This is a genomic window from Carnobacterium viridans, assembly GCF_900102725.1.
GTDB classification, from domain to species: Bacteria; Bacillota; Bacilli; order Lactobacillales; family Carnobacteriaceae; genus Carnobacterium_B; species Carnobacterium_B viridans.
In genome coordinates, this window is the sequence record NZ_FNJW01000008.1 from 2,390,730 (window position 1) to 2,407,008 (window position 16,279).

General features: G+C 33.8%; 18 protein-coding genes and 1 pseudogene. 10 read left to right on the plus strand and 9 right to left on the minus strand.

Going from position 1 to position 16,279, the window contains the following annotated elements:
* Window positions 1-7 precede the first annotated feature (7 nt).
* Complete coding sequence (locus BLT48_RS12945) at window positions 8-1,774, plus strand: ABC transporter ATP-binding protein (protein WP_197050323.1); 1,767 nt, start codon at window positions 8-10, stop codon at window positions 1,772-1,774.
* Between the two features lie 275 nt (window positions 1,775-2,049).
* Here BLT48_RS12945 and BLT48_RS12950 read toward each other — a convergent pair whose 3' ends face one another.
* The 3 genes from BLT48_RS12950 to BLT48_RS12960 all read right to left on the minus strand — a co-directional run bounded on the left by BLT48_RS12950 (window position 2,050) and on the right by BLT48_RS12960 (window position 4,406).
* The gene (locus BLT48_RS12950) at window positions 2,050-2,298 is read right to left on the minus strand and encodes a GlsB/YeaQ/YmgE family stress response membrane protein (RefSeq protein ID WP_007724863.1); all 249 of its coding nucleotides are present in this window, start codon (window positions 2,296-2,298) and stop codon (window positions 2,050-2,052) included.
* 163 nt (window positions 2,299-2,461) lie between these two features.
* Window positions 2,462-3,682 carry a toxic anion resistance protein gene (locus BLT48_RS12955; protein WP_035022216.1) on the minus strand — a complete coding sequence of 407 codons (1,221 nt, stop codon included), beginning with the start codon at window positions 3,680-3,682 and terminating at the stop codon, window positions 2,462-2,464.
* Between the two features lie 19 nt (window positions 3,683-3,701).
* On the minus strand, window positions 3,702-4,406 hold the full coding sequence (locus BLT48_RS12960; protein ID WP_089978492.1) for a 5-bromo-4-chloroindolyl phosphate hydrolysis family protein: 705 nt from the start codon (window positions 4,404-4,406) through the stop codon (window positions 3,702-3,704).
* Between the two features lie 251 nt (window positions 4,407-4,657).
* On the opposite strand from BLT48_RS12960, the gene BLT48_RS12965 reads away from it, so the two are divergent.
* Genes BLT48_RS12965 through BLT48_RS12975 form a run of 3 tightly spaced genes read left to right on the plus strand, consistent with a single transcriptional unit; the run spans window position 4,658 to window position 6,192 of the window.
* Window positions 4,658-5,209, plus strand: coding sequence for an NUDIX hydrolase (locus tag BLT48_RS12965; RefSeq protein ID WP_035022221.1), 552 nt, complete (start codon window positions 4,658-4,660; stop codon window positions 5,207-5,209).
* Window positions 5,210-5,227: 18 nt separating this feature from the next.
* On the plus strand, window positions 5,228-5,479 hold the full coding sequence (gene macP, locus BLT48_RS12970; protein ID WP_035022223.1) for a cell wall synthase accessory phosphoprotein MacP: 252 nt from the start codon (window positions 5,228-5,230) through the stop codon (window positions 5,477-5,479).
* Window positions 5,480-5,499: 20 nt separating this feature from the next.
* Window positions 5,500-6,192, plus strand: coding sequence for a 5'-methylthioadenosine/adenosylhomocysteine nucleosidase (locus tag BLT48_RS12975; protein WP_035022226.1), 693 nt, complete (start codon window positions 5,500-5,502; stop codon window positions 6,190-6,192).
* An 81-nt stretch (window positions 6,193-6,273) separates the two neighbouring features.
* On the opposite strand, the gene BLT48_RS12980 is transcribed toward BLT48_RS12975, so the two are convergent.
* Window positions 6,274-6,747: a GNAT family N-acetyltransferase gene (locus tag BLT48_RS12980; RefSeq protein WP_035022228.1), complete on the minus strand. Its 474-nt coding sequence runs from the start codon at window positions 6,745-6,747 to the stop codon at window positions 6,274-6,276.
* A 220-nt stretch (window positions 6,748-6,967) separates the two neighbouring features.
* Here BLT48_RS12980 and BLT48_RS12985 point away from each other — a divergent pair, with 220 nt between their 5' ends.
* A complete protein-coding gene (locus BLT48_RS12985; RefSeq protein ID WP_035022231.1) occupies window positions 6,968-7,534 on the plus strand; it encodes a GNAT family N-acetyltransferase in 567 nt (188 codons plus the stop codon).
* 24 nt (window positions 7,535-7,558) lie between these two features.
* Here the strand turns inward: BLT48_RS12985 and BLT48_RS12990 are convergent, their stop codons facing one another.
* Entirely contained in the window at window positions 7,559-7,999 is a 441-nt protein-coding gene (locus tag BLT48_RS12990; RefSeq protein WP_089978495.1) for a YueI family protein, read from the minus strand.
* A gap of 298 nt (window positions 8,000-8,297) precedes the next feature.
* Between BLT48_RS12990 and BLT48_RS12995 the strand changes: the two genes are divergently transcribed.
* Complete coding sequence (locus BLT48_RS12995; protein WP_035022236.1) at window positions 8,298-8,927, plus strand: YktB family protein; 630 nt, start codon at window positions 8,298-8,300, stop codon at window positions 8,925-8,927.
* A 61-nt stretch (window positions 8,928-8,988) separates the two neighbouring features.
* On the opposite strand, the gene BLT48_RS13000 is transcribed toward BLT48_RS12995, so the two are convergent.
* The 4 genes from BLT48_RS13000 to BLT48_RS13010 all read right to left on the minus strand — a co-directional run bounded on the left by BLT48_RS13000 (window position 8,989) and on the right by BLT48_RS13010 (window position 11,353).
* Window positions 8,989-9,453, minus strand: coding sequence for an S-ribosylhomocysteine lyase (locus BLT48_RS13000; protein WP_035022239.1), 465 nt, complete (start codon window positions 9,451-9,453; stop codon window positions 8,989-8,991).
* 133 nt (window positions 9,454-9,586) lie between these two features.
* Window positions 9,587-9,757, minus strand: coding sequence for a hypothetical protein (locus BLT48_RS13935; protein ID WP_156097349.1), 171 nt, complete (start codon window positions 9,755-9,757; stop codon window positions 9,587-9,589).
* A gap of 301 nt (window positions 9,758-10,058) precedes the next feature.
* Window positions 10,059-10,664 (minus strand): 30S ribosomal protein S4, encoded by a 606-nt coding sequence (gene rpsD, locus BLT48_RS13005; RefSeq protein ID WP_035022241.1) that lies wholly within the window; start codon window positions 10,662-10,664, stop codon window positions 10,059-10,061.
* Window positions 10,665-10,885: 221 nt separating this feature from the next.
* Window positions 10,886-11,353 carry a free L-methionine (R)-S-oxide reductase MsrC gene (locus BLT48_RS13010; protein ID WP_035022243.1) on the minus strand — a complete coding sequence of 156 codons (468 nt, stop codon included), beginning with the start codon at window positions 11,351-11,353 and terminating at the stop codon, window positions 10,886-10,888.
* A 224-nt stretch (window positions 11,354-11,577) separates the two neighbouring features.
* Here BLT48_RS13010 and BLT48_RS13015 point away from each other — a divergent pair, with 224 nt between their 5' ends.
* From BLT48_RS13015 to BLT48_RS14075, 4 genes and pseudogenes are all read left to right on the plus strand, one after another.
* Window positions 11,578-13,299 (plus strand): septation ring formation regulator EzrA, encoded by a 1,722-nt coding sequence (locus BLT48_RS13015; protein ID WP_089978497.1) that lies wholly within the window; start codon window positions 11,578-11,580, stop codon window positions 13,297-13,299.
* A 165-nt stretch (window positions 13,300-13,464) separates the two neighbouring features.
* On the plus strand, window positions 13,465-14,604 hold the full coding sequence (locus BLT48_RS13020; protein ID WP_035022247.1) for a cysteine desulfurase family protein: 1,140 nt from the start codon (window positions 13,465-13,467) through the stop codon (window positions 14,602-14,604).
* Between the two features lie 35 nt (window positions 14,605-14,639).
* Window positions 14,640-15,858 (plus strand): annotated as a pseudogene (gene thiI, locus BLT48_RS13025) (tRNA uracil 4-sulfurtransferase ThiI).
* A gap of 163 nt (window positions 15,859-16,021) precedes the next feature.
* Window positions 16,022-16,165, plus strand: coding sequence for a hypothetical protein (locus tag BLT48_RS14075; protein ID WP_218123375.1), 144 nt, complete (start codon window positions 16,022-16,024; stop codon window positions 16,163-16,165).
* Window positions 16,166-16,279: the final 114 nt, after the last annotated feature.

Genomic DNA, 16,279 nt, shown 5'->3' on the forward strand with positions numbered 1-16,279 from the left:
TGGACCAATGGTAGGTAAGAAACCTGATAATTTTAAAGAGTCTATTGGTAAGTTAGCAAAATATTGTAAACCTTATATGATATACATTATAGTAGCATTTGTATTTGCTATTTTCGGTACAGTATTTAATTTAATAGGCCCGGATCGTCTTAGTGAAATTACAGATATAATTACTGCAGGCATTACTGGTGCTATAAATTTAGAAAAAATAAAAAGTATTGGTTTATTTTTAGTTACGTTATATGTTCTTGGTGCAATGTTATCTTATTTCCAAGGATTTATTATGGCTACTGTAACTCAAACCGTTACTAAAAAATTGCGTACAGATATTTCAACAAAAATTAATCGTTTACCATTACGATACTTTGATAGCAACAATCATGGTGACATTTTGAGCCGTGTAACAAATGATGTGGATACAATTGGCCAAACATTAAACCAAAGTTTAGGCCAATTGGTAACCTCTATTAGTTTATTTATCGGTTCATTGATTATGATGTTTTATACAAATGTGCCTATGGCTTTATCTGCCATCCTATCAACCGTTATTGGTTTTGGCTTAATGATCACCATCATTAAAAAGTCACAAAAATATTTCAGTCAACAACAAAAAAGTTTAGGCGAATTAAATGGTCATGTCGAAGAAATATATACAGGTCATAATATTGTAAAAGCCTTTAATGGTGAAGAGTCAGCAATTGAAGAATTTAATGAAATCAATGATACATTATTTGATAGTGCATGGAAATCTCAATATATTTCTGGTCTAATGATGCCATTAATGAACTTTATTGGGAACTTTGGATATGTAGTGGTTTGTGTAGTTGGAGCTTATCTGGCATTCAATGATCAAATTACTTTTGGTGTGATTGTTGCCTTTATGATGTATATTCGTTTCTTTACACAACCTCTTTCACAAATTGCACAAGCTTTTACTAGTTTACAATCGGCAGCAGCTGCAAGTGAGCGTGTCTTTAATTTCTTGGAAGAAGACGAGTTAGAAGTGGAAACTGGGAAACCTACTTCGTTAGGGACAGTTAAAGGAAATGTTACATTCGATCATGTGAAATTTGGATATAATCCTGACAGACCAATTATTAAGGACTTTTCTCTAGAAGCTAAAGCTGGACAAAAAATTGCAATCGTAGGTCCAACTGGAGCAGGTAAGACGACATTAGTGAACTTGTTAATGCGTTTCTATGAAGTGAATAGTGGAGAAATCTACATTGATGGAACACCAATTTCTAGTGTTACTAGAGGAGCCTTACACGAACAATTCTGTATGGTATTACAAGACACTTGGTTGTTTGAAGGAACGGTTAGAGAAAATATTGTCTACAGTAAAACAGGTGTAAAAGATGAAGAAGTGGTCAACGCTTGTAAAGCAGTTGGAGTACATCATTTTATTCAAACTTTACCACACGGTTACGATACAATTTTAGATGATACAACAAGTTTATCTGCTGGGCAAAAACAATTAATGACGATTGCTCGTGCAATGGTCGCAGATGCCCCATTATTGATTTTGGACGAAGCAACAAGTTCTGTTGATACCCGTACTGAATTGATTATTCAAAAAGCAATGGATAGCTTAATGCATGGAAGAACGTCTTTCGTTATTGCACATCGTCTATCAACTATTAAGAATGCAGATTTGATTATTGTGATGAAAGATGGAGATGTAGTAGAAAGTGGAAACCATGATGTTTTATTGCAAAAAAATGGATTTTATGCGGATCTTTACAATAGTCAATTTGATCAAGAAGAAGAGTAAAATGATAAATCTTAAAAATAGCTAAACCTATAGGGTGTGAATGAAGAAATTCATTCATGCCTTTTTTTGTGTCTAGTAAAAACCAAGCGCCTATTCGTTAAATTTAGGCGTTTTAAGGCCTTGAAATCCAAACTAAGATACTTATATGTAATTCTCTACAAAGATACTTAAAATAGCGTTATTTCATCCTGTCTAGGTCTGTTATTCTCAAATACTGGACACAAAAAAAGCAGTCCAAGAAATTTCTTTCTTGAACTGCTTTTTTATGATTATTCTTAACCTTTGCGTCTTCCAACAATAAGTGAGAAGATAAAAATTAAAATAATAGCTCCAATTAGTGCTGGAATAATCGCGAAACCGCCAATGATAGGTCCGAAATCGCTTAATAATGAACTACCGATCCATGATCCGATAAAACCAACAATAATGTTTCCGATAATTCCGCCTGGTACATCTTTACCAACTATCATACCTGCGATAGCTCCTAAAATTCCACCTACAATTAATGACCAAATAAATCCCATGTTCTTTTCCTCCTTCAAAAAATGTTATTCTCTATTACTCTTATTATTATAGTCACCTTTTGTTCACATATCAAATGATATGCTCTTCGTAGTATCTGATGGATAAAAAAAGCATTTAGACAATCAATCGAAGGCTGCCAATTGATTATCTAAATGCAATTATTTAACTTTTATCAGTTGTCAGTTCTAATAATTTATCACGTAAAGAGGTTTCCATAACGGATAATTCCCGTTCAGCTTCTTTTCGTTTGACTCGTCCATCTTGTTGAATTTGCAATGTTTCTTGTAGAGTTTCAATTAAATCGTTTTGAGTTTTTTGCAAAGTCTCAATATCGATGATGCCGCGTTCGTTTTCTTTGGCAGTTTCAATAGATGAGATTTTTAACATTTCAGAATTCTTCTTCATTAAATCATTCGTTGTTTCGGATACTTGTCGTTGAGCTGTAACAGCATCTTTTTGACGAAGCAACGTAAGAGCAATCGCAATTTGGTTTTTCCAAAGAGGGATGGCCATATTAATCGAAGATTGGATTTTTTCAGCTAAGGCTTGATTGGTATTTTGAATCAAGCGAATCTGTGGAGCTTGTTGAATCGTCATTTGACGCGCAAGTTTCAGATCATGGGTTCTTTTTTCTAAACGGTCTAAAAACTGATTTAAATCATTGACCGTTTGTACGTCCATTTGATTGGTACTCGTTTCCGCTTTTTTTACAGCCTCTGGAATAAGGTTATTAAGCAAATCGTCAATTTTTACTTCTCCAGCAGCGATGTAAATATTTAAGGCATCAAAATAATCTTTGTTCTTATTATAAAGCTGTTCTAACATTAAATTATCGTTTAATAAACCGGCTTTTTCCTTATCTAATTTCACGGAAATCTTATCAATTTGTGCACCGATTTTTTGATATTTTGCAGTCATTTCATAAATTGATTTTTTTACACGGCCAAATATTTTTTTAAACATATTGCTATCTTCAGCACGCAAGTCTTCTGGGTTAGCTTCGTTTAAGCGATACATTAAATCATTTAAGGTATCACCAATTTCTCCAGTATCTTGGTTTTGAACATGATTTAACATAGAATGAGAAAACTCTCCAAGTTTTTGTTGCGCAGCTGAACCATACATCATAACAGATTGAGCGTTAGTGACATCAATTTGTTCAGCTAATGAACGAGCTTGTTCTTGACGTTCTTTTGGCAAACTATCAATTAAGCGTGGCACTTGTTCTGTTTGGACCATTTCTTTTTCAATTTGTTCTTGTTTTTGTAAAACAGGTGCGTTTTCAGATACATCTCCGAAAGGATTAGCTAATAAACTTTCTAATTCAGAGTCGACTTCTTTGACTGTAGAAGATTGTTTTAGTACTTCGTTTTCTTTATCCATCTTACCATCTCCTTAAAGATTATAATTCTTCTGATTCTATTGATTGTGTATGACCATTATCGCGTTCAATTGCTTTCTTTGCAAGCTCTACCTCTATGGCCATATCTTCAAAATCATCAGATTTAAACAGAACATAATCTTCAGCAATCAATTGACACATTTCATCTATTGTAGAGGCACTTTCGTCAAGAATATCAAAGGTTGATTTATTTTTTACTTCATGTTGACTAATTTCCAAATATTTATCTGTTAAATCGGTTAAAGAAGGGAGGTGGACATATAAAAATTTGTCGACTTCATGTAAACGATTGGGTTCTTCAGTGATACCTTTAAATAAAGATTTAGACAACTGGATTGTATTGTTTCGTTTTTCAATTGCTTCAAGTTTTGAAACACTGTGAAGGTTTTTTTCTAAGCGTAATAATTTTAATTTAGCTGTATGCATGGTTTCTCTAAAAAATTTAATTTCTTCCTTAGACATTCCTTTAGATTTATAAAAAGCTTCTTTTTCAGGAGATAAACGATTTAGCTTTTTTAAAGACCTAGAATCCTCATTGACGGATTGCTTATAGATAAAGAAGGCTCCTATAGCCATACTGATAATCAAGGACAAGAATAAATCAAAACCGAATAGAAAGTGGACAATAACGAAGATTAAAATAGTTGATAAACTGGTCAAGGTGTAATAAAAAATGTCACCTAAACTTTTGATATTTTTTTTCATATTTTTCACTCCAATAATTTATTTTTTTAATTGTTTTTAAGTTTTATTTTCTTACTCTTATTTTAGCATAAATAAGAGTGAATCTCCTATCAGACCTAAGAATGATTTCTTGCTACAACTAATGAAGTGGAGTAGCTTGTAGACAGTCTATAATTTATTTATAGAAAAGCAAGGAATGTAGACTTAATTGAAAAAAATGAAAAGGAGAGTTATGATAAGGCATAAGAAAATTTTTTTATGGAGGAAATAAAATGATATTTGAAGAGAAAACACTCTCTACTGAAACTGTATACAAGGGGAATTTGATTGATTTTGTAGTGGATACTATTGAATTGCCTAATGGAGAAACGGCTACTAGAGAATTGGTTAAACATCCTGGTGCAGTAGCGATTATGGCGTTCACAGATGACAATAAAATGATTTTTGTTAAGCAATACCGAAAAGCCATTGAGCAAGTTCTTTTAGAGATTCCTGCTGGGAAAATTGATTTAACAGATGAAACTCCCTTGGAAACAGGAAAAAGAGAATTAGAAGAAGAAACCGGGTTCCAAGCAGAATCATTTGAAATGGAAACATCTTTTTATACTTCTCCAGGATTTGCAAATGAACTGATTTATGTTTATTCTGCTAAGGGACTTAAAAAAGTTGAAAATCCTCTTGCTCAAGATGAAGATGAATTTATTGAATTAGTTTACTTAACGTTTGATGAGGCTTGGGAAGCTTATGAGAACCACTTGATTTACGATGCAAAAACAGTATATGCTCTCATTGCTTGGAAACTTAAATTAGCCACAACGAAATAGAAAGGGTGATTTTACTAGATGGATCCAAAAACTAGAGCAGAAATTAGAAAAGAAAATGAATTAAAAGAAAAAGATCAAAAGAAAAGAGATAAAGAACGCGAAAAAGTTGAGCGAGAATACCAAAAGCAATTAGAAAAGGAAGGCATCGTTACGAAGAGCCGTAAGAATGAAAATGAAAAAGTTCGTGACAGAGGGCGTAAGCTGGATAAAATTATTTTAGTGGTAGCGATATTACTAGTTATTGTGTTGGCAATTGTATTTATTATTTAGTCTAGAGAGGAATTTAAAGTATGAAAATTGGGATTATCGGTGCTATGCAAGAAGAAGTAACCGTATTGAAAAATAGTATGAGCAATAAACAAGAGTGGGTAGAAGCGAATGCTTCGTTTGTATCTGGAAAAATTGAGCAAGTTGAAGTTATTTTAGTGCAATCCGGTATTGGAAAAGTTAATTCGGCCATTGCTGCAACGCTCTTGCTGTCTAAACACGAAGTGGATGCTATTATCAATACGGGGTCTGCTGGAGGAATAGGAGAAGGACTATCTGTAGGAGATGTGGTTATTTCAACTGAAATGGCTTATCATGATGTTGATGCAACAGTCTTTGATTACGTTATTGGACAAGTTCCTCAAATGCCTGCTCGTTATCAAGCAGACCGTTCTCTGGTTGAACAAACCAGCAAAGCGGCTAAAAAAGTAGGTTTGCAAATGGTTCAAGGGTTGATCCTGACAAGTGATTCTTTTATTGCAGATAAAAAAATTGTGGATCAAATTAAACACCACTTTCCAGATGCTTTGGCTTCTGAAATGGAAGGTGCAGCCATTGCACAAGTTTGTTACCAATTTGATAAACCCTTCGTTATCGTAAGAGCTATGTCAGATGTAGCAGATGAAGAAGCAGGAATGAGTTTTGATGAATTTATTATTGATGCAGGTAAAAAATCTGCTGAAATGGTGATGGAGCTGTTAAAAAACTTATCTTGATATAAAAAAATGAAGAGACAAGGATGAAAATATCCTTGTCTCTTCATTTTTTTAGTGGTGTAAGAAGTGCAAAGAATAACGTTAGAGTTGTTTGTAAGCTACTTCAGTGTAAACTTCATATCCCAATTGCTGGTACACTTTTTTTGCTCTTTCATTATCAGACCAATAATGCAGTTCCAGTTGGGAAATGCCGCGTTCTTTTGCAAAGTTATCAGCAAATGCTAAAAGTTTTTTGCTTAGGCCTTTTCCTTGGTAAGCCGGCATGATTAAGATATGGTGCAAGTATAATCTAGTGTAACCATAACGATAAACCGTTTCTGCTACAGCTTCTTCCTCTAACCAAAGATAAGCCGCAATTTGTTCGCGTTCTTGCTGATCATCTATCCAAAGAAATACTTGTTGTTTTGGATTTTTAAATCGTTCTTGAAAATAATGTAAGATTGCTTCTTCATCGTATGGTTTGAAAAAATTAGGATACATTTCTTTATGTTTTTCTTGCATGACATATCCTAATTTTGCCATTAGTTGCGCATCTCTTGTTTCAATAATCTTCATATTAAAGCCTCACTTATATTTAATTTTCTAAATTATACACACCATAATAGTTTATCATGAGAAGGAAGAAAATAAAAATAGTAGATTTCTGAATACACATATAAAAAATGAAATAAGGTTTGCTATAAAAGCGTAAACATTTTAAAATAGAGATATTATATCTAATCATATTAAACTCGTTCATTGGTGGAAGACAAAATTAGTAGGAAAGAGGCTTTAAGTGGTGACTATTATAGAAACGGAGCGTTTACTACTCGTACCTTATCAATTATCCTTTATTGAAGCTACACTAACTGGGGATGATAAATTACAGGAAGTGTCTGGTTATAGTGTTGCACAAGAATGGCCGGGTGTAGAATTTTTCTTTTATCTACCGTATGTGCTTGAAACAGTAAAACAAGACAAAATAAAAGAAAAATGGACCTATTTAGTGATCCTTAAAACTGAACAAAAAATTATTGGAGAAGTCAGTGCACAAGGCAATCCTGAACTGACGGGTGAAGCAGAGTTGGGTTATGGCATAGTAGAGGCCTATGCGGGTAATGGATATGCCACGGAAGGAGCGCAAGCTTTTTTAGATTGGCTTTTAACTGAGAATATCAAAAGTGTAAAAGCTAAAACATATTTGTATCATAAGAAATCGCAACATATTTTAAAAAAATTAGGGTTTGTAAAAACAGGTGAAGGTTTATTTACTGGAGGAGACAGGGTAGCTTATTATGAATGGCAATCCAATTCAATCACATCTATAAACAGTGAAGGATACGAAAAAAAAGCTAAAGGATAACGATTTAGCTTTTCACCGTATTCATTATGAGAATAATTTTTTGAAAAAAGACGGTTTCTTGTTCTCTTCTTTAGGAGGAGTCCTTAAAGGATATTTAACGGCTACGTCCACTTCAGTTTCATCAACTGCAGTCGATGAGACATAAATCAATCCAAGTGGACTACGTAGAGCTCCTTCATCAGATACGATCCGAAAAGAACAATTATATTCTTGGCATAGCTTGATATAGGGAGTTAATTTGCTCATATCGATTTGTCCATTTAAGAGCAATTGTTGATTTGGATGAAGTTGAATTTCTTGTTTTAAAGCATCAATATAGTTTTCAGAAATAAGTTGTTCAATAGTCATGGATAAATAGACACGTTCTCTAAGACTGCCAAAATATTTATTTCTTTCATCAGGATTTGTTTTTTTATTTCCATGTATACCTTTTGATAAATAGTCTTGAGTCTCTCTGTCAGCCATTTCAAAACCCTCCTTTTATAGTCATTGTTAATGAATTAAAGTTTTAATGTTCTCTTAGATTAAAAAACAGTATAGCATGAACCCCACCGAAATAAAAATATTTTATATTTTGTCAAGCTGACAAAGAAAAGTTGAAAAATATGGATAAAAAATCTTATAAAAGCAACAATATGAATGAAATCATGCCTTGATAGGTTAAAGATGTGATTTCATAAAATAGTGATTTCTATAAAAACAATCTAATTTGACTATTCATTTAGTAGAATAGAGACAAGAATCAAGTTCAAGGAGTGGAAGAATGGATAATGTCACGTTTACCAAAGACGATTTTGCGGTGTTTACTATTGAAGGGCTAGAACCTAGAATGTCAGCCATTCGAAAACAAATTCAACCAAAGTTTCATCTACTAGGACAGGGACTAGCAAAGGAGTTAGCAGCTGAATTGAATAAAGAAAGCCTGCCTGTTCATATTGCCCAACATATAAGAAGAACCAAGAATGCTCCAAAAGATACTTGGATGGCGATTGGTGGGAATAAAAGAGGGTACAAAAAATACCCTCATTTTCAATTAGGTTTATATGGAACACATATTTTTATTTGGTTGGCTTTTATTGATAATCCTCTGCATGAAGAAAAAATAGCTCAGAAAATTATCGAGGAACCAACTTTATTATTTGATGTGCCTAATGATTATGTTGTTTCATGGGATCACACAAAAGAACAAGTGATCCCAATTCATCAAGCCGAATTACTTAGTGGATTAATGCGATGGAAAACGGTCAAAAAGGGAGAATTTTTAATTGGAAGACAGATTTTGGCCAATGATCCACTTTTGATGAATCCAAATCAGACCCAAAACTATATACTTGAAACATTTATGCAGTTATTGCCATTGTATAAACAGGCTTACAGTGTACATGAACTATAAGAAATCAGCAGTTAAAAAAAGGGTTCAACACGATAATTATCGCGTTGAACCCTTTTTTAGATTAAGCAAATACAATGTGCCATTCATTTCGTTTAGATAAGAAATCTTTTGCTAATTGTTGTGCACCTTCTAAAGTATGATGAGCTGCCCAACCACATTGAGTTTCGTTACTTGCTGGAACTTCAGTAGCTATTAAAACGTCTTCCATTGTTTTTTGTAAAACTTCTAAAATTTCATCATAATTCTCATGGTTGATAACGGTTAGATAAAAACCTGTTTGGCAACCCATAGGACCAAAATCGATAATATAATCTGCATGGTTACGGATCAATTCTGCAGTTAAATGTTCTAGTGAATGGACACTCATCATATCCATATGTTCTTTATTTGGTTGTGAGAAACGGACATCATATTTTAAAATTTTATCTCCATTTAATCCCATTTTTTTATCGGCTAATCTAACATAAGGTGCTTTAACTTTTGTATGATCTAAGTTAAAACTTTCCACATTCATTTTGCTTGTCATCAACACTACACTCCTTATTTTCTTCTAATGTTATTTAAGTTCCTATTCATTAGTGTACCACTTTTAGCTTCAGACTAAAAATAGTTATTTTTCAGCAGAGTTTCTAGAAAATAAAAAACGCTGAATGAAAATCTCAGCGTTTATCGTTGTTGTCATTATCTTTTTTTTCATTAAATTTACGGACAATAAATTCATAGTTTATAAGGGCATTAAAATCATCTTGAAAATGAATCACTATTTTGGACTTGTTGCTCTTTAATTTGACGGCAGGACCAGTAACTTCAACTACTGTATGGTTAGACACACTGTACACTCCTTTTTAATTAAATGAAATGGGGTAAATGACTATTTAAATTAAATATATATGGATAAAAAAGAATAATTGCTATTTATTAATCAACAAAGCTTACCATAAAAATGTGGAAATTAAAATATACTTGAACTCCTTTTTTGAAATTCTCATCAAATTCATATAAAAATTGATTATCAGCCATTGGAAACGGTTGTTCATTTAGAAAAACTACCTAATTTTTCTAAAAAACAGAACAAAAAAAGAACCAACGGAATGAATCTAGCCATTCCGTTGGTTCTTAATAAATTAGTTATTAACGAGAGTAGTACTCAACGATGATTGTTTCATCGATTTCAGCAGATAATTCATCTCTTAATGGTAAACGGTTGTATGAACCTTCTAATTTTTCAACATCGAAAGTTACGTATTCAGGACGGCCGAATAATGCTTCAGCAGCTGATTTAATAATATCCATGTTTTTAGATTTTTCACGTACAGAGATAACTTGTCCAACTGAAACGCTGTATGATGGAATATCAACGCGTTTGCCATCAACAAGGATGTGGCCGTGATTTACTAATTGACGTGCTTGACGACGAGTAGTAGCTAAACCTAAACGGTAAACAACATTGTCTAAACGTTGTTCTAAAAGGATCATGAAGTTTTCACCATGTTTACCTTCTTTGTTTTTACCAGCTTTTAAGAATAAGTTGCTAAATTGACGTTCGTTCATGCCAAACATGTGACGCAATTTTTGTTTTTCTTGTAATTGAAGACCGTATTCTGTTAATTTTTTACGGCTGTTTGGACCATGAGGACCTGGAGCGTAAGGACGGCGTTCGATTTCTTTACCTGTGCCAGAAAGTGAAATGCCTAAACGACGAGAAACTTTCCAACTTGGACCTGTATAACGTGACATAATGTAATTCCTCCAATAAATATTTTTTTTGGAGTAAAATAATAAGTTGAAGTTCAGTATTTCGTGCAGTCCATTTTTCAATCTTCACCTTTGCAGCCATAGGTTACGCAATTGCACCATTACTGGCAATGAACTGTTGACGTGAATACCACTCTCACGCTGCATTATTTTACACAAACGCAATTATACGCTATAAATCATTAGTAAGTCAAGCCATTCTACTATATAATCGAAGGAACTAATAGAATTTGAACAAATTCTTCTAAATATTTTTGGTCGATTGCGTCAAAACGGCTAGTAACAGGAGCATCGATATCTAAAACACCAATTACACGACCATCTTTGATTAAAGGAATAACAATTTCAGATTGGCTTGCTGCATCACAAGCAATATGTCCCGGGAATTGGTTAACATCTACAACGAAAATGCTCTCTCTTTTGGCAAATGCTGTTCCGCAAACGCCTTTACCATTTTGTATTCTTATGCAAGCTACTTTACCTTGGAAAGGCCCTAAGACCAGTTCGTCAGAAGTTGGTTCATATAAATAAAATCCTGCCCAATTGATAGTAGGTAAGTTCTCGAATAATAAAGCTGCTGCGTTACTTAAATTTGCAATGAAATTAGTTTCATCACCTATTACTGCACTAAGTTGTTTATTTGTTAATGAATAAGCAGATTCTTTTGTCATATAACTACTCCTTATAGGTCTCTCAACAACCTATCAGTAAAATGATTATTTTACTAGATTGAGGTGTGAGAATATTTTCTTCTATGTTATAATATACAATAGGTGTTTTTATAAGTAAATCCTTTATAAAAATTAGACATACCATTACATTCCTACATAGAATGAAAGAACTATTTTTGTGAAATCAAAATGAACATAGCAGTAATCCAATCGGAGGTTTTAAAATGAAAATAGAAACAGTTTTAATGGTTATCATTGTATTAGCTCTGGTAACTTATATAACCAGTTATATTATGAAAAAAAAGCATTATCAAACGATCAACAAATTGGAACAAGAAAAATTTGACTTAATAGATACACCCATATCAGAAACCATTCAAAGTGTTAAGGATCTTTCTTTGACGGGTCAGACAAAGAAAAATTTTGAGCAATGGAAAGAAAAATGGAAAAAATTAGAGATGACAGCATTTCCTGATATAGAAAATCTTTTGTTCGATGCTGAACAGGCAACAGACCGTTTACAATTAATCAAAGCTAGTCAAGCTGAACAGAAAAGCAGCGAGCTGATGAACAGTACAAAACAGAGCATTAAAGAAATCCAATTAGCACTGAATGAATTATTAAAAAGTGAAGAAAAAAATATTCAGGCTGTAAAAAAAGTCCAAGAAATGTATCAAAGTATTCGGAAAAAATTATTAACACAGAGTTTTTCTTTTGGCCCAGCACTGGATAGACTAGAAAAGAAACTCACTTTCTTAGAATTAAGTTTTGCTGATTTTTCTGATTTAACGGTTTCTGGGGACCACATTGAAGCTGAAGAAGTATTGAAGAAGCTTAATCATGAAACAAAAGAATTAAATGATGCAGTTATGACCATCCCTAGCTTAGTTAAAGAAATTAGTACCGAATTTCCGGCTCAAGTTCAAGAATTAAAAGAAGGATACCATGAATTAAAAGATGTGCAGCATTTCGTCTTTTTAGAAGATTCAATAGCCGCTGACATTGTGGATATTGAAAAGGATATCAAACAAGGTGAAAAATTACTTAAGCAATGTGAACCTGAAGAGGCCCAAAAGCTGAATGTGATAATTGAAGAAAAAATCAACCGGATCTATGATGTTATGGAAGCAGAATTAACTGCAAAAGCAACAGTCGAAAAAGAGCAGACTATTTTGGCTGAATTTATTGGATTTGTGAATAAGAGAAATCAACAACTAATGATTGAGATTGACCGCGTATCACAAAGTTATAAATTAAACGATGCTGTTTTAGAGCAAACAAAAAAAATGCAAGAACAAATTGATGAAATCAAACTTGATTTTGAAACCTTTAAAAGTGGGATTGAAAAAAATCAAGCTGTCTATACTGTTGTTGAAGAAACCTATGCTGCAGATGGAGAAAAATTGACCCATATTGAAGAAGAGCAAGAAAAATTGATTACTCAATTAGCTGACTTACGCAAAGAAGAAACAGAAGTAAAAGAAAAAATTGATGATTTTGAGTTTAACATGCGTGGTATAAAACGATATATTGAAAAGCAACACTTACCAGGGTTACCTGAAGAATACCTAGATTTGTTTTTTGTCACAACAGAGCGGATTGAAAAATTAGCTAAAGAATTAAACAAATTGAAAATCGATATGACAGAGATAAAAAAAATGTGTGAACTGTGTGAAGATGATGTTGAATTGCTTATTGATAAGACCGAAGAAATCGTAGATAGTGCATTACTGACAGAGTACATGATGCAGTATGCGAATCGGTACCGAAATGAGCATCCTGAAATTGGAGAAGCCATTTTGGAAAGCAACGATTTGTTTAATAAAGAATTTCAGTATAAAGAAGCGCTTGAGGTTGTCTCTACAGCACTAGAAGTTGTGGAACCTGGAGCATTCAAAAAAGTTGAGAATCAGTATTATGAAGAAAAAAGCCAAAGTGCTAAGTAAATTAAAAAACTAAACCAATCAAGAAATAGTCAACAGAGTGGTGATTAGCACTGCTCTGTTTTATTTTGTTAAAAAAAAGAGACGTCTTGTATTCGGAAAAGTTTTTGTTATAATAGTAAAGAATTTTCACTTGAGGAATAATTTAAAGGAAAGTGTGACAATACAATGATTTATTTTGATAATAGCGCAACAACAAGAATGGATAAAAATGTTTTACAAACTTTTGAAAAGGTAAGTCAAACGATCAATGGAAATCCTTCCAGTTTACACTTATTAGGCAACTATGCGGATGGGTTGCTTCAGCAATCTAGAAAACAAATTGCTGATCTAATGCACGTTTTGCCTGAAGAGATTTACTTTACTAGTGGTGGAACAGAAGGCGATAACTGGGCTATAAAAGGAACCGCTATTGAAAAAAGACAATTCGGCAAACACGTGATTACAACAGCGGTGGAACACCCTGCAGTCAAGGAATCTGTTGGTCAGTTGAAAATGTTGGGATTTGATGTAACTATTTTACCTGTTGATCAGAGTGGAAGAGTTTCCGTTTCTGATTTAAAAGAAGCATTAAGATCGGATACTATTCTAGTGTCGGTAATGGTTGTAAATAACGAAGTGGGAAGTATTCAGCCAATTGCAGAGATTGGGGAAATGCTAAAAGATTACCCAACCGTTCATTTTCATGTGGATGCAGTACAAGCGATTGGAAAAGTACCATTATTATTAGGTAAAGAGTCAAGAGTTGACTTAGCTACTTTTTCTGCTCATAAATTTCATGGGCCTAAAGGTATGGGATTTATGTATATTAAAAAAGGAAAAAAAATTGCCCCTCTTTTAAATGGTGGTGGACAGGAATCTGGCAAACGCAGTGGTACAGAAAACGTAGCTGGCGCAGCATCTATGGCTAAAGCTTTGCGCCTCGTACTTGAAAAGTCAGAAGAGAAGCAAAAGAATCAAAGAGAGATAAAAAAATATTTGGTGCAGCAATTAGAAGGGTATAAAAAAGTTTCAGTTTTTTCTCAAACAGAAGGAGCACCTCATATAGTATGTTTTGCTTTAAAAGGGATTCGTGGAGAAGTCATGGTTCATGCTTTTGAAAAGAAAGATATTTATATTTCAACCACTAGCGCTTGTTCAAGCCGTAGTGGTGTGGGTTCTAGTACATTGGAAGCTATGCATGTCCCTGAAAAGTTAGCTACAAGTGCAGTGCGCATCAGTTTGACAGATACCAATGATTTAGCAGAAGCAAAACTTTTTATGGGCGAATTTGACCAGCTGTACCAACAATTTAAAGATATCAAATAAGTTTAAAGGGAATAAAGAGAGGAAGTTAGTAATACATGCAATACGATGAAGTAATGATCCGTTATGGTGAACTATCAACTAAAGGTAAAAACAAACGCATTTTTATCAGCAAACTGGCTCAAAATGTAAAGTTCGCTTTGCAAGATTTTGAAGAATTAAAAGTACATGGAGAGCGTGACCGTATGCATTTAGAATTAAATGGTGCAGATAGTGATGCAGTATTGAAAAGATTAGAATCTATCTTTGGTATTCAAAACTATTCTCCGGTTAGACGTTTGGAACGAGACATTGAATTGTTGAAAAAAGTTGCAGTTGATATGGTCGAAGAGCTGTACACAGAAGGTAAAACATTTAAAGTCATGACTAGACGTTCTGATCATGACTATGAATTAGATACGAACGATATGAATCAATTGTTGGGAGCAGAAATTTTCAGCAAAGTCGAAGGCATAAAAGTTCAAATGAAAAAACCTGACATTACATTGCGAGTTGAAATTCGTAATGAAGGATTCTTCTTATCAAGCAAGACTGTCATGGGAGCAGGTGGTCTACCTGTAGGGGCAAGTGGAAAAGGTATGCTAATGTTATCTGGTGGAATCGACTCACCTGTAGCAGGTTATTTAACCATGAAACGCGGCGTAAATTTAGAAGCTGTTCATTTCCACAGTCCTCCATACACAAGTCCAAGAGCTCTTCAAAAAGCGAAAGATTTAGCCGCTAAGTTAGCTGCTTTCTCAGGCAGTGTTCAATTTATTGAAGTTCCTTTTACCGAAATTCAAGAAGAAATAAAGAAAATTGTTCCAGAGGGTTATTTAATGACAGTTACAAGAAGAATGATGATGAGATTGACCGGATAGTATCCGAGAAGAACGCAAAGGATTAGCAATCGTTAATGGCGAGTCATTAGGACAAGTAGCTTCACAAACATTGCATAGTATGATTGCAATCAATGACGTAACTCCAACTCCGGTCATTCGACCAGTTATTTCAATGGATAAAAATGAAATTATTGAGATTGCTCAAAAAATTGATACATTTGATTTATCTATCCAACCATTTGAAGATTGCTGTACAATTTTTGCTCCTCCAGCGCCTAAAACACAACCAAAACTCGAAAAAGCTCGTAAATATGAAGAGCGACTTGATGTTGAAGGACTAATTGAAAGAGCGATGAATGGTTTAGTGATCACTAAAATTACTGTTGGAGACACATTAGAAGCACAACAAAAAGCTGATTTTTCAAGTTTATTATAATTAAATGCAATCTTGAAACAAAGGTTGTATGACAAATGGTGTGGATGCTTCAAAATAAAAATTCTTCTGGAATGGACGGATTTGCTTGTGGAGCCATGGGAGCGTCTGAAGTTGCTCTATTTTAGAACGTGTTTCAAAAAGCAAACCTGACGTCCACTTTGTCATGGCTGTAGTTGCTTTAGCTACGTACAGACATGATACACTTAGGCGTAAGCCTACAGTGCTTCTATTTAATGCTCGATGGTCGGTGACCATACTGCGCTTATTCGCTCCAGTTGCCCTAGCTCTTGCGGCTTTAGTCGCTTAGAGATAAGGTATGCGTTAGAAGTTTCAGGTCTAAACGCTTTTAGCCACACTCCCAATGAAGCGCTAACGATTTATAATTCTCATTGAATCCTATACAAGGCTACAAGCGACTCTA

Bases quoted from the DNA above. Each gene is read 5' to 3' on its own strand.
- BLT48_RS12945 (WP_197050323.1), top strand. From the start codon at position 8: ATGGTAGGTAAGAAACCTGATAATTTTAAAGAGTCTATTGGTAAGTTA.
- BLT48_RS12950 (WP_007724863.1), bottom strand. From the start codon at position 2,298: ATGGGATTTATTTGGTCATTAATTGTAGGTGGAATTTTAGGAGCTATC.
- BLT48_RS12955 (WP_035022216.1), bottom strand. From the start codon at position 3,682: ATGGATAAAGAAAACGAAGTACTAAAACAATCTTCTACAGTCAAAGAA.
- BLT48_RS12960 (WP_089978492.1), bottom strand. From the start codon at position 4,406: ATGAAAAAAAATATCAAAAGTTTAGGTGACATTTTTTATTACACCTTG.
- BLT48_RS12965 (WP_035022221.1), top strand. From the start codon at position 4,658: ATGATATTTGAAGAGAAAACACTCTCTACTGAAACTGTATACAAGGGG.
- macP (WP_035022223.1), top strand. From the start codon at position 5,228: ATGGATCCAAAAACTAGAGCAGAAATTAGAAAAGAAAATGAATTAAAA.
- BLT48_RS12975 (WP_035022226.1), top strand. From the start codon at position 5,500: ATGAAAATTGGGATTATCGGTGCTATGCAAGAAGAAGTAACCGTATTG.
- BLT48_RS12980 (WP_035022228.1), bottom strand. From the start codon at position 6,747: ATGAAGATTATTGAAACAAGAGATGCGCAACTAATGGCAAAATTAGGA.
- BLT48_RS12990 (WP_089978495.1), bottom strand. From the start codon at position 7,999: ATGGCTGACAGAGAGACTCAAGACTATTTATCAAAAGGTATACATGGA.
- BLT48_RS12995 (WP_035022236.1), top strand. From the start codon at position 8,298: ATGGATAATGTCACGTTTACCAAAGACGATTTTGCGGTGTTTACTATT.
- BLT48_RS13000 (WP_035022239.1), bottom strand. From the start codon at position 9,453: ATGACAAGCAAAATGAATGTGGAAAGTTTTAACTTAGATCATACAAAA.
- rpsD (WP_035022241.1), bottom strand. From the start codon at position 10,664: ATGTCACGTTATACAGGTCCAAGTTGGAAAGTTTCTCGTCGTTTAGGC.
- BLT48_RS13010 (WP_035022243.1), bottom strand. From the start codon at position 11,353: ATGACAAAAGAATCTGCTTATTCATTAACAAATAAACAACTTAGTGCA.
- BLT48_RS13015 (WP_089978497.1), top strand. From the start codon at position 11,578: ATGAAAATAGAAACAGTTTTAATGGTTATCATTGTATTAGCTCTGGTA.
- BLT48_RS13020 (WP_035022247.1), top strand. From the start codon at position 13,465: ATGATTTATTTTGATAATAGCGCAACAACAAGAATGGATAAAAATGTT.
- BLT48_RS14075 (WP_218123375.1), top strand. From the start codon at position 16,022: ATGGCTGTAGTTGCTTTAGCTACGTACAGACATGATACACTTAGGCGT.